At 73.8% G+C, this 14902-nt stretch carries 14 protein-coding genes; 5 read left to right on the forward strand and 9 right to left on the reverse strand.

The window, feature by feature from the left end; all coding sequences use genetic code 11:
• The first annotated feature begins 23 nt into the window (after positions 1-23).
• Entirely contained in the window at positions 24-1259 is a 1236-nt protein-coding gene (locus ABEB07_RS31845) for an ATP-grasp domain-containing protein (protein ID WP_345671517.1), read from the forward strand.
• Between the two features lie 369 nt (positions 1260-1628).
• Positions 1629-2192: a TetR/AcrR family transcriptional regulator gene (locus ABEB07_RS31850; protein ID WP_176146810.1), complete on the forward strand. Its 564-nt coding sequence runs from the start codon at positions 1629-1631 to the stop codon at positions 2190-2192.
• An 81-nt stretch (positions 2193-2273) separates the two neighbouring features.
• On the opposite strand, the gene ABEB07_RS31855 is transcribed toward ABEB07_RS31850, so the two are convergent.
• The gene (locus ABEB07_RS31855) at positions 2274-2897 is read right to left on the reverse strand and encodes a ScbR family autoregulator-binding transcription factor (RefSeq protein ID WP_164582726.1); all 624 of its coding nucleotides are present in this window, start codon (positions 2895-2897) and stop codon (positions 2274-2276) included.
• Between the two features lie 59 nt (positions 2898-2956).
• Positions 2957-3766, reverse strand: a complete 810-nt coding sequence (locus tag ABEB07_RS31860; RefSeq protein WP_345671519.1) for a response regulator transcription factor — start codon at positions 3764-3766, stop codon at positions 2957-2959.
• Positions 3767-4195: 429 nt separating this feature from the next.
• On the opposite strand from ABEB07_RS31860, the gene ABEB07_RS31865 reads away from it, so the two are divergent.
• Positions 4196-5170 (forward strand): ScbA/BarX family gamma-butyrolactone biosynthesis protein, encoded by a 975-nt coding sequence (locus tag ABEB07_RS31865; protein WP_345671521.1) that lies wholly within the window; start codon positions 4196-4198, stop codon positions 5168-5170.
• Between the two features lie 25 nt (positions 5171-5195).
• Positions 5196-6119, forward strand: coding sequence for an NAD-dependent epimerase/dehydratase family protein (locus ABEB07_RS31870; protein ID WP_345671522.1), 924 nt, complete (start codon positions 5196-5198; stop codon positions 6117-6119).
• 118 nt (positions 6120-6237) lie between these two features.
• Here ABEB07_RS31870 and ABEB07_RS31875 read toward each other — a convergent pair whose 3' ends face one another.
• From ABEB07_RS31875 to ABEB07_RS31900, 6 genes are all read right to left on the reverse strand, one after another.
• The gene (locus ABEB07_RS31875) at positions 6238-7104 is read right to left on the reverse strand and encodes a hypothetical protein (RefSeq protein ID WP_345671523.1); all 867 of its coding nucleotides are present in this window, start codon (positions 7102-7104) and stop codon (positions 6238-6240) included.
• Positions 7105-7241: 137 nt separating this feature from the next.
• Positions 7242-7940: an antibiotic biosynthesis monooxygenase gene (locus ABEB07_RS31880; protein WP_176146805.1), complete on the reverse strand. Its 699-nt coding sequence runs from the start codon at positions 7938-7940 to the stop codon at positions 7242-7244.
• A 41-nt stretch (positions 7941-7981) separates the two neighbouring features.
• The gene (locus ABEB07_RS31885; protein WP_345671526.1) at positions 7982-8887 is read right to left on the reverse strand and encodes an MBL fold metallo-hydrolase; all 906 of its coding nucleotides are present in this window, start codon (positions 8885-8887) and stop codon (positions 7982-7984) included.
• 58 nt (positions 8888-8945) lie between these two features.
• The gene (locus ABEB07_RS31890; RefSeq protein WP_345671527.1) at positions 8946-9449 is read right to left on the reverse strand and encodes a flavin reductase family protein; all 504 of its coding nucleotides are present in this window, start codon (positions 9447-9449) and stop codon (positions 8946-8948) included.
• A 136-nt stretch (positions 9450-9585) separates the two neighbouring features.
• Positions 9586-10857 carry a ketosynthase chain-length factor gene (locus tag ABEB07_RS31895; protein WP_345671528.1) on the reverse strand — a complete coding sequence of 424 codons (1272 nt, stop codon included), beginning with the start codon at positions 10855-10857 and terminating at the stop codon, positions 9586-9588.
• Positions 10854-12125 carry a beta-ketoacyl-[acyl-carrier-protein] synthase family protein gene (locus ABEB07_RS31900; protein WP_176146803.1) on the reverse strand — a complete coding sequence of 424 codons (1272 nt, stop codon included), beginning with the start codon at positions 12123-12125 and terminating at the stop codon, positions 10854-10856. Before ABEB07_RS31900 ends, ABEB07_RS31895 begins: the two co-directional genes overlap by 4 nt.
• Before the next feature lie 284 nt (positions 12126-12409).
• Between ABEB07_RS31900 and ABEB07_RS31905 the strand changes: the two genes are divergently transcribed.
• A complete protein-coding gene (locus tag ABEB07_RS31905; RefSeq protein ID WP_176146802.1) occupies positions 12410-13546 on the forward strand; it encodes a glycosyltransferase in 1137 nt (378 codons plus the stop codon).
• A 75-nt stretch (positions 13547-13621) separates the two neighbouring features.
• Here the strand turns inward: ABEB07_RS31905 and ABEB07_RS31910 are convergent, their stop codons facing one another.
• Positions 13622-14893 (reverse strand): DUF6365 family protein, encoded by a 1272-nt coding sequence (locus ABEB07_RS31910; RefSeq protein ID WP_164582919.1) that lies wholly within the window; start codon positions 14891-14893, stop codon positions 13622-13624.
• Between the last annotated feature and the right edge of the window lie 9 nt (positions 14894-14902).

Raw genomic sequence — 14902 nt, forward strand, 5'->3', positions numbered from 1 at the left:
GCCACCCCCTCAAGGACCTCCACATGCCGAAGATCCTCTTCCTCGAAGCCGGCGTCTCCGCCGGAGAGGCCCTGCTGCGCGCCGCCCACGACCTGGGCGCCGACGCCTGGGTGGCCACCCACGAGGAGATGTACGCCCAGTACCCGCCCGAGACGAGGGCGCTGGTGACCGGCACGGTCCGCCCCGACTTCACCGACCCCGCCACCGCACTGGAGGAGTTGACCGCCTTCTGCCGCCGGACCGGGATCGACGGCGTCCTGGCGTGCTGGGAGTTCCTCACCCCGCTCGCCGCGCGGCTCGCCGACCGCCTGGGCCTGCCCGGCCACGACGCGGCTCTGGCCCCCGCCTGCCGCAACAAGCGCCTGATGGCCGAGGCGTTCACGGCGTACGGCGTGCCGGCCCCGCGCACCGTCAGCGCCCCGGACGCGGACACGCTCGCCCGGCGTGTCGCGGCGGCCGCGCTGACCTACCCGCTGGTGGTCAAACCGGCCGAGAACGCGGCCTCCATCGGCGTACGCGTGGTCGCCTCGCCCGGCGACCTGCCCGAGGCCGTGGCCCTCGCCGGGGCCGAGACGGTCAAACTGCCGCACGGCATCGCCCTGGAGCCCACGCTGCTCGCGCAGGAGTACGCGCACGGCGAGGAGTTCAGCGTCGAGACGGTCGTCGCCCGCGGCGCGATCCACCACCTCGCCGTCACCGAGAAGTTCACCACCCGGGGAGCCGTGCGCGCCGAGACCGGCCACACCGTCCCGGCGGACCTCGCGCCCCCGGCGCGCACGACGCTGCTGGACGCCGCGAGCCGGGCCGTGTCCGCCCTGGGACTGCGCGACGGCCTCGCCCACACCGAGATCAAACTCGACGCCCGGGGCCGGGCGTCCGTCCTGGAGACCGGCGCCCGGCCGCCCGGCGACGGCATCATGGAGCTGGTCGAACGGGCCACCGGCGTCGACATGGCCCGCACGGCCGTCCAGGTCGCCCTCGGCCGCGCGAGCGACCTCGCCCCGACCCGTGCCGGCGCCGCCGCCGTCCGCTTCCTCACCGCCCCCCACGCCGGCACGCTGCTGGCCGTCGACGGCCTCCCCGCCACCGGCCCCGGCCTCGCCGTCACCCTCACCAAACAGCCCGGCGACCACCTCGCCGACCCCACCGACAACCTCCAGCGCATCGGCCGCGTCGCCGTGCACGGCGCCACCGCGGCCGAGGTGAACGAGACGGCGCGCAAGGCGCTGGCAGCGATACGGATCACCGTCGGACCGTGACGCGCACCCCGTGGATCACCTCGGGCGCGCAAGACTTCCCGCCGCCGGCTCAGGCCGAGGTCACCGTTCTCCGCCGCGCGTCGCGGAACGGGCGCCCGACCGGCGCACTCCCCAAGCACCGCGTCACCGCTCCCGCCTGTTAGCAGACAGCGTGGTCTGTATGGAGTTATCGCCCAGCGTGCGCCGCCCGGCAGTCGAGTACTCCGATGTCGGGATGTCCACCGGTCGGCGCGCGGCCGAGCAGGTTCGCTCGATTGACGAGTGCGGTGGACTCCCCGAGAAAACAGGCGCAGTTGTATGCTTTGGCTCGCTGGTGTCGGCGACTTCCGGCGCCTCATGTCGTGGTCGAAGAAGGTAGGAGCGGGTCTGATGCAGACGCGGGCCGAACGGACTCGTGAGGCCCTCGTGCGGGCCACCGCCGAGTTGATAGCGGACGGTCGTCCGTCCGAGGCGGGACTGGTCAACATCTGCCGCCGGGCGGGAGTGAGCCGAGGAGCTCTCTACCATCACTACTCCTCGATCGGGGAGCTGACGGCCACGGTGCGCGAGCAGGCGCGCCGCCGGCTCGTCCATGTGGTCGACGAGGCGTTCGAGGGGACGCCGGCCGACGCCCCCGAACGGTTCTTCGTGGCGCTCGGGGAGGCCCTGCGCAGCGAGACGGTGGTGAGAGCCGGCATGCGGATCGCGGCGGACGGCTCCACCGGACAGCCGCGGCTGCGCGACGAGCTCCTGGCGTCGGTGCGCGAGCGAGTGGCCGGCGTGCACGAGGACACGGGGTTGCCGGCGGGAGCGGCGGACCTGGTCCTCGCGGTGGCCACCGGGATCGAGGCACTGGGGCACACGGATCCCCGGTGGTGGGAGCGCGAGACGCTGGAGCGGCTCAGCGGCCTGCTGCGCCCCCTGTTCGCACCGGCGGGGCAGGGGCCGGACTGAGGGCGGTCGGCGCGGTCCGGGCCCGCGGCGCGGCCCGGGCCGGGGACCGGGGCCAGGCGGGCGTGCCGGGCCGGGGCCCCGTCACGGCGCGGACGCCGGGAGCGGCTGCTCGGTGATCCGCAGGCGGCCGATCAGACCGGGGGTCGCCAGACCGGGGAGCATGAACCGCCAGAAGGCGGTGACGCGGTCGAGCAGATCCTCCCGGTTGGTGTACACCTGGGAGACGATCTGCAGACCGGTGAAGGCGCCGATGATCGTCGACGTGGCCTCCTGCACGTCGACGCCGGGAAGGATCTCACCCTGCTCCTCGGCCTGCCGCAGCAGACGGAGGATGGCGGCGCCGGACTGCTCGTAGGCGGTCTGCCGGGGTGCGTCGAACGAGGTCTGCTCTATGGTGAGGCGCACGCTGGCGCGCAGCACCGGGTCCCGCTGGAGACGCCGGGAGAAGTCCAGGGTCAGGTCGATCACGGACTGGAGCTTCATCGGCTGGTCCGGCACCTCCAGGGCTTCGGCCTGCGCGTCGACCAGGGCCATCGCGATCGCCTTCTTGGTCGGGAAGTGGTGGTACATCGAGCCGCGGGTCAGCCCGGTGCGGGCCAGGATCTCGTTGGTGCTCGCGGCGTCGTAACCCCGTTCGTCGAAGACGTGGGCGGCCGCCTCCAGGATGCTTCGCTTCGACCTCTTGCCGCGTTCCTGCTGTGTCATCCGGATTCCCTACCGTGTACTAACAGACTTGTCTGTATCGTATCGGTAGGATGCGCCGTTCACTCGGAGTTGGCGCTCCGGGTGCCCCCGGGATGGCCGAGCCGGAAGCCGACCCCCCGCACGGTGATGACCCAGGTGCTCGATCCGAGCTTGTTGCGCAGGGTGCCGACGTGCGTGTCCACGGTGCGGCCGTGCGGGGACCAGGTGTCGCCCCAGACCTGCGCCATGATCTGGCGGCGCGGGACGACGGCGCCGGACCGGGAGGCCAGCAGGTGGAGCAGGTCGAACTCCTTGCGGGTGAGGTCCACCGGCTTCCCGTCCAGCGTGGCGAGGCGGGCGTCCGCGTCGATCCGCAGCGGTCCGTGGTGGATGACCTGGGCGGCGGACGGCTGCGCGCGCACCCGGCGCATCACCGCTTCCATGCGGGCCAGCAGCTCGCGGAAGCCGTACGGCTTCGCGAGATAGTCGTCGGCGCCCGCCTGCAGGCCGAGCACCCGGTCGAGTTCGGAGTTGCGGGCGGTGACGGCGATGACCGGTGTGTCGCTGACCGTCCTGATGGTGCGGCACACCTCGAGGCCGTCCAGGTCGGGCAGGTCGAGGTCCAGCAGGACGAGGTCGGCGTCGTGGTGGGCGTGCAGGGCGTGGGCTCCGGTGGACACGCCCTGGGCGGCGTAGCCCTGGCGCAACAGGCTCTTGATGAGGGTCTCGGCGGCGCGGGCGTCGTTCTCGATGACCAGGACGCGCAGGGCGCCCTCCCGCGGGGCGGGCGGCGAGGGGACGGCCGGCGCGGCCGGCGGTGCGACGGTGGGGCGGTGGGAGTGGTAGCGCTCCGATATGGGTCCGAGTAGATCCACGGCCTGCCGGTTCATCTGCTCCTCCTGGGACGCAGCCACGTCATGCGGACGGGCCAGCTGAACGCTCGCACAGCGACCATAGCAAACAGACTTGTCTGATTGTCAATGAAGCTTCTTGATCGGCCCGATGCACCGTCTTTACTCGTCATTTGCCCGCTGAGCTGCGCCTTAGGTGTCCGGAGAGCCGCGCCGACAAGCGCCGGTGACCTTTTGCGTGCCACGAGCCAGGGCTTTCCGCCGTGATCCGCGCCGCTCGGCCGAGCAGGGTTACCTGTTTCTCGGTTCGCGGTGGGGCGGCCGAACTTCGAGGTGTCCGGCAGGGCGGGGCTTGAAAAACCGGACTGACGTGTCTGTATCTTGTTTCGTGCAGAACGTCGGCCCTGGGGGGTGAAGCCGACTCTCACCGTTGCTGCCCCCTGCCCGGAAATGACAGGAGTGCCGCACATGACGTCTCTTGCCGCTCAGACTTCTCCGAAGGCTCTGCTCCCCCGACTGACCACCACGGTCCCGCGCGAGTACGTGCATCGCGCCGCGGTCTCCGAGGTCTTCCTGACCGGCTGGGAGGCCGACGAGTCCACCGAGGCCGACCGGTACGCCTACACGGTCAAGGCCCAGTGGCCGCGCAGCCACGCCCTGTTCGCCCGGGAGGACGGACACCAGGATCCGGTGCTGCTGGTCGAGTCCGTACGCCAGATAGGTTCGCTGCTCGCCCACGCCGAGTTCGACGTTCCCTTCGGGCACCAGTTCGTCATGGCGGACATCACCGTGGACGCGGATCCTCGGCTCTTCGCCACCGACGTCGTGCCCACTGAGGTGGAACTGCGCACTGTCTGCCGTGACACCGTCCGCCGGGGGCGGACGCTCAGCGCCATGCGCTACGACGTCTCCGTGCTCCGCGACGGCAGGCGGCTGGCCACGGCCGGTGCCTCGTTCCGCTGCCTGAGCCCGAGCGTGTACCGGCGGGTGCGCGGCGAACGGCCCACCGCCCCCGACCGCACCGTCCCCCCGGCGATCGACCCGGCCGCAGTCGGGCACGCCAGCGCCCGGCACGTGGTGCTCGCCCGGCCCGAGCCCGGCGCCGGGCACCGCTGGGAGATGCGGGTCGACACCGCGCACCCCACCTACTTCGACCACCCGGTCGACCACGTTCCCGGCATGGTGCTCATCGAGGCCGCCCGGCAGGCCGCCCACGCCTCGACCGGGCTGCCCGACGCCCTCCTGCTGGGCGTGCGCGCCGACTTCGCCCGGTACGCCGAGTTCGACGCGCCGTGCTGGATCGAGGCCGCCCCGGAGCCCGTCGACGGCACGGACGATGTACGGGTACGGGTGCGCGGCTCGCAGCGGGAGGCCACGGTCTTCACCGCCGACCTCGTGGTGAGCCCCGGGAAGCACCTCGCGGTGAGCCCGGGAAAGCGCTGAACGGAGCAGTTCGGGGGAGTGAGGCATGTCCACCATCCTGATCACCGGTGCGTCCGGCTTTGTGGGCCGGCACGTCGTCCGCGAGGCCGGGCGACAGCGATCCGGTCTGCGGCTGATGGCGCACAGCCGTCCGGTCGGCGACGCGGATCCGCGCGTCGTCCGCGCCGATCTGGCCGATCCCGCGACGCTGCGCGGGGTGTGCGACGGCGTCGACGTCGTCGTTCACTGCGCCGCGCGGGTCGGCGGCACGGCGGAGGCCAACGAAGTGGTCAACGCCCGGGGCACCGCCGCCCTGGTGGCGGAGGCCCGCCGTGCGGGCGTCTCCCGCGTGGTCCAGCTCAGCACCGCGTCCGTCTACGGCCGGGGAACCTTCCACGGCAGTCGGCCGGAGCAACTCGTCCGCAACCCCGGCTCGGTCACCTCCCGCACCCGGGCGGCGGCCGAGGACACCGTCCTCGCGGCCGGAGGTGTCGTTCTGCGCCCGCATCTGGTCTACGGGGAGGGCGACACCTGGGTGGGGCCCGGCGTGGCCCGGCTCCTGAGCGCCCTGCCCGGCCGGGTGGAGGGCTGGCCGGCCCGGCTGTCGGTGATCTCTGTGACGGAACTGGCACGACTCCTGGTGGCTACCGCACTCGCCCCGGAATCCGACCTCACCGCGCGGGTCTACCACGCCGCGCATCCGGAGCCGGTCACCGCCCGCGCACTGCTGAGCGCCGTCGCGGAGTGCGCCGGACTCCCTTGGCCCGAGCGGGAACTGAGCCTTCAGGAGGCCCGTGAGGCCCTGGCCGGACAGGACCGGCTGCTGTCCGCACTGGACATGATGACCACCGACCACTTCTTCGACGGCGCACCCCTCAGGTCCGACCTCCGCTGTGGCCCCGGCGGCGACTTCGGCGCCGGGTTCCGGGCCGCCGCACCGTGGTACCGGGCGGCCCTGGCCGCGATCTGACCCGCACGACGCACACCCGGCCCGGCACACCGCCGCTCACACCACCGTTCCCGGCCGCAGGAGCCGGGCCGGGAACGGTGGCCCGCGCGGAGAACGCGCCCGCCGCGCCGGCCATCCCTCACCCCCCGGTGCGGCGGCCGCCGAGGGTCGCCAGCACGTCCTCCCCGTGGTAATACGTACGGCCCCGCCGGTGGTGGCGGCGCCACCCCGCCTCGCTGGCGTGGCGGTACGCGCTGCCGGTCGAAATGCCCCAGAGGCGCGCGACATCGGCCGCGGTCACCCAGCGCACGGCGGGCGCGGGGGTGGCCGGAGACGCACCGGCGGCGCGCGGTTCGGGGGCTGTGGAGCCGGCTGCTTCGGGGCCGGCGGGGCGGCCGGGAGACACGGCGGGGGCCGGGCCCGGGAGGGCGGGCGCCGCTCCGTCGAGCCGGCGCCTGAGGTGGAGCCACTGGTGGCCCGGCCAGTGGTGCGCCGGGTCGCGGTCACAGCGGATCACGGCGGGCAGCCGCGCCGGGTCCGGCCGCACCACGGCGGTCAGCGCCCCGGCGCAGCCCGGCTCGACGCACCCGCCGATCGTCACCCGGTGCCGGACGTCGGGGTCCACCACCCGGCGGGCGCGGCCGACCAGCCGGGCGAGCTCGCCGGAGCATTCGCCGGCGGCGTCGTGTGCGGCGATCCAGTCGAGGTGGCGCCCCAGGAAGACGCTCAGCTGCGGCACCGCACGGCAGGGCGCGGGACCGCCCCGCTCCCCTACGACGGCGCCCGCCCAGGAGCCGAGCACTCCCAGGATGTCGGCCCGCACGTCGGCGGCGAGGGTGTTGAACGGCACGCCGTGCGGAGGGCCGCCGGACGTCTTGGGCCGGGTCGCGTCCCGGAAGCCCCCGTCGAGCAGGCGACCGCACGCCTCGTACAGCGCGGGCAGCCGCCGCAGGTCCAGGGAGAGCTGCTCCCGGCAGAGCGGGCACAGCCGGCGGCCCGCGGTCACGGGACGCGGCGCCTCCCCGGCTGTCCGGCGGCCGACGCAGCCCGCCCCCGCGCACGCCCCGACCACGGCCCCGCGGGCCCTTTCGAAAACCGGCGCACTCATCACTCGATCCCCCACTCGTGAATCCACGGCAACGGTCAGAACTGGTCGGTGCGCCGCGCGGTGCGGGAGTGGACGACCCGGAAGGTGCCGTACTCCCAGGCCGTGGTCAGCCGGCGGGCCCGGTCGCGGGAGGCGCGCACGTCGGGCGGCCACACATGCTCGGGCACGTCGTGGAACGCCCAGTACGCCCGCTCGCTCTCCCACTGCGCGTAATTGATCACGAATGTGCCGTCCAGCCCCCTCAGAACGCTGTGCGACCGGTAGCCGGGCAGCAGGTGGACCCATTCCTCCCGGGGCCGGGTCAGCTCCGTGACCAGAGTGTCCTGGTCCTGCGGCGCCACCCACTGGATGGTGATCGACGTCCAGTCGTCGCGAGCGGTGGTGATGTCCACCCCGCCGGTGACGGACGGCGCGTGCTGCACCGAGACCAGTTCGGCGGTGAGCATCCGGTGCTCGGTGGCCAGCCCGGTCCAGGCGAGCTCCGCCAGCCGGTTCGACTCACCGGCCCGGTGGGCGCGCAGTTCGGCCGCGGTGCGCCACTGGGTGAGGCGTGCGACGCCGGCCCGGGTGTGCGCGGCGTGCAGCGCGGAGGAGACCCAGGCCGGGTCGTCGTCGTCCTCGGCGTCGGCGCGCTGGATGTCGACGATCTTCCGCTGGCCGTCCCGGTCGTGTTCGGCGAGCTCCACCCAGTCGACAACGGTGACGGGGTGGTTCGTGGGATCGAGGGGTATCACGATGCTCCGTTCGAGGTGTCGATGGCGGTGCGCGGCCCCGGTCAGGCCGCGCACGCCGGGAGGCCGCCGTGGAAGGCGACCATGTCGGCGAACAGTTCTTCGATGTCGAGCCAGTGGCCCGGCTCGGCGCCCCGGGCCTCGGCGTACGCCCGGTGGAGGTTGGGCACGAGGCGTTCGCTGTCCAGCAGGCCCGCGTACGGACCGGGGCCGGCCTGCCGGGCCGTCTCCAGCGGGGTCAGTCCGGCGGCGATGCCGTCGGCGGCCAGCCGCTGGACGTGGCGCAGATAGCCGGCGGTCTCCTCCAGCAGCTCGGGTCCGCCCACCGGGCCATGGCCCGAGACGACCGTCTCCGGTTCCAGGACCCGCAGACGCTCGATGACGTCCAGGGAGCCGGCGACCGACCCGGTGAGGCAGAAGGGCGTGGCGCCCGACATCACGACGTCCCCGGTGAACAGCACCCGCTGCCCCGGCAACCACGCCACCGTGTCGTTGCGGGTGTGGGCGGTGCCCAGGTGCATCAGCTCGACCACGGTGTCGTCCAGGTGCAGGGTGAGCCTGTCCCGGTAGGTCAGCGACGGCAGCTCCACGCTGATGTCGCCCCAGCAGACCTCCGGCCACAGCCCGGTCAGGTGCAGTCCCGCGAGGTCCATCTCCGCCCGGGTCGCCTCGTGCGCCACGATCACCGCCTCGTCGGCGAAGAACCGGTTGCCGAAGGTGTGGTCGCCGTGCGGGTGGGTGTTGACCACGAACCCCGGTCCCTGCGGGGCGACGGTGCGCACGGCTTCCCGCAGCGCCCCGGCCCGGGCCTCGGTGGCCGCGGTGTCGATCAGCACCGGCCGCCCTCCCGGAGCGACGAGGCCCGCGTTGTTGAGGCACCAGCCGCCGTCGGGCTGGAGGTAGGCGAACACGTTCTCGGCGACCTCGCGCAGATGCGGCCCGGGAGGCACGGAGGTACGGCGGGTATGAGGGGAAGTCGGGGTCACTGTTCTCTCCAGGTCGGTGCGGTCATGCTGACGACGCAAGAGCCGGACTGCCGCCGGGCCGGGTGAAGAGGCGGTTGTAGTAGACCAGCGGCTCGGCGTCCGACGTCCACACCGCCTCGACGCGTCCGACGAGGATGCTGTGGTCGCCGCCGTCCAGGACGTCGTGCAGGGCGCACGCGATCCGCGCGGTGGCGTCGGCCAGCCCGGGCAGCCCGAACTCGCGGGGCTCCATCGGGGACTGGGTGAACTTGTCCGCGCCCGGACGGGCGAACGCGCCGGCGACCCCGGCCTGGCCGGAGGCCAGCACGTTCACCAGGAAGCGGTCGGCGGAGACGAAGGCGTCGTGGCACGAGGCCGTCCGGGCCGGACACACCAGCACCAGCGTCGGGTCGAGCGACAGCGAGCTGAACGAACTGGCGGTGAATCCCCAGCGGCGTCCGCCGGGGTCCACCGTGGTGACGACGGTGACCGGGGTGGGTACCCGGGCCATGGCGCGGGCGAAGTCCGCGGGGTCGACGGTGGACAACGGTCCTCCTGGCTCTGGGAGTCGGGCCGGCGGCCCGGGAGGCCGGGCCGGCGGGTCGGGCGTCGGGAGGGGCGACTGCCGGGACCGGCGCACGACCCGCGGGGCAGCGGACGGGTGCGGCCCGGGGTCGGCGGGCTCAGTCGGCGGCACGCACCACCATGGCCGCGTTGAACCCGCCCCGGCCGCGGGCCAGGACCAGGGCCGTGCGCAGGCCCCCGGCCGGCCGGCGGACCTCGGTGACCAGGTCGACCGGGCAGTCCGCGGCGGGCGCGGCGACGTGCGCCGTCGGCGGGATCACCTGGTCGCGCAGCGCCAGCAGCGCCGCCGCCAGGTCCAGGGCGGCGCCACCGGCCGCGAGCCGGCCCGTCATGGTCTTGGGAGCGGTCACCGGCACCCGCCCCGGCCCGAAGACCGCTGCGACGGCCTCGGCCTCGGCCCGGTCGGCGTCCCGGCGGCCGGCCGCGTCGGCGAAGACCACGTCGACGTCGCCCGCCGCCAGCCCGGCCTCCGCCAGGGCCTGCTCGGCGGCGGCCCGCAGCCGCGGCGCGCCGCCCGAGCCCGGGGCGGGATCGAAGGTGGCGGCGTATCCCTGGACGGTGCCGTACACCCGGGCGCCGCGCGCCGCCGCGGCGACGGGGTCCTCCAGGACGAGCAGCGCGCCGCCCTCGCCGACCACGTGCCCGGACGCGTCCTCGGAGAATGGCAGGTACGCGCCGGCCGGATCGGTGGACCCGGTCAGCTCGCCGCCCGCCACGTGCGCCACCCAGCCCCAGGGACACAGCGCGGAGTCCACGCCGCCGGTGACCAGCAGCCGGAGTCCCTTACGCAGCTGCCTGCGGGCCTGCGCCACCGCGTCCAAGCCGCCGGCCTGCTCGGTGACCAGCACACCGCTGGGGCCGCGCAAGCCGTTCCGGATGGAGATCTGACCGGTGTTGACCGCGTAGAACCAGGCGAAGGACTGGTACGCGCTGACGAACCGGCCGCCCTTGCCCCACAGCGCCTCCAGCTCGCGCTGGCCGAACTCGAAGCCGCCCGCGGACCCGGCGGTGACCACGCCGGCCGCGTAGTCGGGCAGGGCGGACAGGTCGACGCCGGCGTCGGCGAGGGCCTCGTCGGCCGTGGCCAGCGCCAGCCGGGTCATGTGGTCGGTCTGCGGCAGCAGGCGGCTGGGAACGTGCTCCTCGGCGACGAAGTCCCGGATCTCGCCGGCCAGCTGCGCCGGGTAGCGCCGGGCATCGAAGCGGGTGACCGGTCGGATGCCGCTCTCACCGCGCAGCACCGCGGCCCACCACGCCGGGACGCCCAGACCGTTGGGCGCGGCGACGCCGATCCCGGTCACGGCGGGCGCGGTCCGGGCGGGGTCGCCGCCGGCGGGTCGGGCGGTCGGCTCGGTGACGGGGGCGGTCATGCGGCTTCTCCCAGACGCGGGCGGGTGAGGATCATCGCGCTCTGGAACCCGCCGAAGCCGCTGCCGACGCTCAGCACCGTGTCGGTGCGCTGCTGACGGGCGGTCAGTGGGGTGTAGTCCAGGTCGCAGGCGGGGTCGGGGTGGTGCAGGTTCGCGGTGGGCGGCACCGTGTCGTGCTCGATGGCCAGAGCGCTCGCGGCCACCTCCAGGGAGCCGATCGCGCCGAGCGAGTGCCCGATCATCGACTTGATGGAGCTGACCGGGACCCGGTGGGCGTGGTCGCCCAGGCCGCGCTTGAACGCGGCGGTCTCGTGCCGGTCGTTCTGCTTGGTCCCGGAACCGTGCGCGTTGACGTAGTCGACGGCGGTGGCGTCGACGCGGGCCTCGTCGAGCGCGACCCGGATCGCCTCGGCCATCTCGGCGCCGTCCGTGCGCAGACCGGTCATGTGGTAGGCGTTGCAGCGGCTGGCGAAGCCGGCGATCTCGGCGTAGACGTGCGCTCCGCGGCGGCGGGCGCTGTCCAGTTCCTCCAGCACCATGACGGCCGAGCCCTCGCCGAGCACGAAGCCGTTGCGGGAGGCGTCGAAGGGGCGGGAGGCGGTCTCCGGATCGTCGTTGCGCGGAGAGGTCGCCTTGATCGCGTCGAAGCAGGCCACCGTGATCGGAGAGATGGGCGCCTCGGTGGCGCCGGCGATCATCACGTCGGCGCTGCCCTCTCGGATCAGCTCGACGGCGTGCCCGATCGAGTCCAGGCCCGAGGTGCAGCCGGTGGACACCATCGACACCGGGCCCTGGGCGCCGGTGCGCCAAGCCACCTCGGCGGCCATGGAGCTGGGCACGAAGTAGTCGAACAGATGCGGTACGGCCAGGGTGTGGTCCACCTCCCAGGTGCTGCCCCCCTGGCTGACCGCGTTGTACTCGGTGTCCAGGCCCATCGTGCAGCCGACCGCGCTGCCGAGGGTGACGCCGGTGCGGGTGGGGTCGAGGCGCTCGATCTCCAGACCGCTGTCGCGGACCGCCTCGTCGGCGCTGACCAGGGCGAACTGGGCGGCGCGGTCGAGGCGTCCGGCGTCCGCGGCGGTGAAGCCGTGGAGCAGCGGGTCGAAGTCGGCCTCCGCGGCGATCCGGGAGCGGAACGGGGAGGCGTCGAAGAGGCTGATGGCGCGGGTCGCGGTCCTGCCCGCGGTGAGGAGGGACCAGAACTCCTTGGTGCCCACTCCCCCCGGAGCGACCACGCCTATCCCGGTGATGACGACGCGACGGCTCATTGGGTGTCCTTCACGAGTTAGTCCTCCAGTGCGCGGGGCGGCGGGTGCGCCGCCGCGCTTCATGGGTCCACGTCAGGTGATCGAGCTTCCGAGCCGGCGCTCGATGTCAGGACGAGGCCCGGTGGTGGCGCGGTGTCCGGCGGCGGTGTCGCGGCAGCGGTGCGTGCGACGCTCGCCGACGGTGCTGGAGGAGTGCTCGAGGGCCGGGAGGGGGCCGGGCCGCCGTGACCGGCGTCGAGGCCCCTTCGAGCCGCCGACGAACCTGGTGCCCGACGATCCCCGCCATGAAGATTCTCTTTGTGGCGGGTGGCACGTCGGGTGTCATCTTCTCCCTGGTGCCGCTGGCCCAGGCGGCCAGGAACGCCGGGCACGAAGTCGTCATGGCGGCTCCCGAGGACTGCATGCCCACCATCAACGGCGCGGGGGTCCCGGGGGCCCCGGTCACCTCGAAGACCATGAAGGACTTCCTGCACGATCGGCGGGGCGTCCTCCAGACGATCCCCGAGGACCTCCACGAGCGCTACCTCTTCAACGGGCGCTGCTTCGGCCGGTACGCGGCGGCCTGCCTGGACGGCCTGACCGCGCTGATCGACCGGTGGCGGCCGGACGTGGTGGTGGGCGGGGTGCTGGCGTTCGCCGGTCCGCTGGCCGCCGCGTACGCGGGGGTGCCCTACGTCAAGCACGCGGTGGACATGGGCGAGCCGCGCACCATCGACCTGGCGGCGGCGGCCGAACTCGGGCCCGAACTGGAGGCGCTCGGCCGCTACGAGATGCCCGGCGCCGACCTGTTCGTCGACACCTGCCCGCCGTCGCTGCGGCCGGCCGACGCCCCGCGGGCCCAGCTGATGCGCTACGTCCCGTACACGGCGCAGAGGCCGCTGGAGCCGTGGATGTTCGCGAAGGGGGACGCTCCCCGGGTTCTGGTCAGCGCGGGGAGCCGGGTCACCAAGGACTCCGACTTCGAGATCCTGTCGGGTCTGGTGGCGAAGGTGGCCGCGCTGGACGTGGAGCTGCTGGTCGCGGCTCCGGAGACGGTCGCGGCCGAGCTGGGTCCGCTGCCGGACAATGTGCGGGCCGGGTGGATCCCGCTGGACGTGGTCGCCCGCACCTGCGACCTGACGGTCAGTCACGCGGGGGGCAACACGGTCCTCGGCAGCATGGCCGCGGGCGTGCCGCAGGTGCTGATCCCGTACCTGCCCTACGTGGTGGGCTACACCGAGCGGCTGAGCGCGTTCGGGGCGGCCAGGATGGTCGACCCGCGCGAGGACTCGCCGGAGAACATCGCCGAGGCCTGCCGTGAGGTGCTGGAGGACGGCTCGTACCGGGAGCGGGCGCGCGCGGTGTCCGCGGAGATGGCCCGGCTGCCGCTGCCGGCCCAGGTGGTGAGCGCGGTGGAGGACCTGGTGGCGCCCTCGGCCTGATCCCCGTGCGCGGGCGGCCCGTCCCGCGGTGCCCCGGCCGGATCGTCGTCGATCCGGCCGGGGCCACGGGCGTGTTCAGCCGAGGCCGAGGCGGTGTGCCGCCTCGGTGAACGTGTGCGCGGTGTCCGGCAGGGCGTGCACAGCGTCCCGGTAGGCGGCCCGGGCGGCGGCCAGCCGGTCGCGTTCGGCCTCGTCGTACAGGACGCGTTCGAGGCCGGCCACCAGGGCGTTCTCGTCGAGTATCTCGGCGCGGAGCAGCGTCTCGGTGAACGGGTTGGCCTCCAGCAGCGGGCGCAGCACCTCGTTCCAGCGCAGGGGCCACATGTGGAAGTCCGGCAGCGGTCCCGGGTAGTCGGCCAGCCAGTCCCGCACCCGGTCGGTCGTGCCGCCCGCGAAGGCGCCGCCGAGCCGGTCGGCGTCCCGCGGGCCGTCGACCGGGTGGTTGTTGACGGCGAGCAGACCCGGTACGTCGGCCAGTACCGCTCGCTCCAGGGCGTAGCCCGGCAGGTGGAAGGCGAACACGGCGTCACCGGCTGCGAGCAGTCGGTGGTACTCGGCGGCCGTGCAGGCGGGGCGGTGGTGGACCCGGTCGGCGGGCAGGAGCTCGGCGAAGCCCTCGAACAGCGGGCCGGTCATCAGGAAGTGGGTGTCCCGCGGCAGCCGGCCGAGATACCCGGCGAGCAGGCGGGGCAGCCGGGCGGCGAGTTCCCGGGTGGGCGGGGCGGCGTGCACCTGCATCAACTGTTGCCAGGGCAGTGTGGGCACCATCAGCAGCCGCGCGCCGCCGGGCAGTCCGAGGCAGGCACGGGTCTCCCGCCGGGCGGCCGCGGTCAGCGGGGCGAGGGTCCGGTTCGCGCGGTAGGGCAGGCCGCGGCCCGAGGCGGTGACCTGCGGCCGGTTCATCGGCACCGGCAGCAGCTGCACCGGCATCCGCGTCAGGTTGTCGTCGACCTCCATGGTGGTGCCGAGGATCTCCACGCGCCGGCTCGTGTTCTCCAGGTCGTACAGGTCAAGGGGGATGACCGGCAGCCCGAGGTCCTCCACGAACCAGGGGTCGGTGCGGTAGCCGACCTTGAACGTCATCCAGTGCGCGAGGTAGTCGACGAGGACGACCGCGTCGGCGCGGAACTCCTTCACGACCCGGTGCACGACCTGGCGGACGTCCGCGCCGAGTTCCGGCTCCACCAGGGTGTGGGGGAGCCGGGCGGCGCGCAGCTGCTCCTCGTTGTAGGGGTTGACGACGAAGTGGCTCTCGACGCCGGCGTCGGCGAGCTGTTCGGCGAGGTCGAGGCCGATGGTGACCTCGTGCAGGGTCTTGGCCAGGGCGGCGAGGAAGACGAGGCGCATCCGGGACTC

The organism is Streptomyces similanensis (assembly GCF_039543625.1).
Classification (GTDB): domain Bacteria; phylum Actinomycetota; class Actinomycetes; order Streptomycetales; family Streptomycetaceae; genus Streptomyces; species Streptomyces similanensis.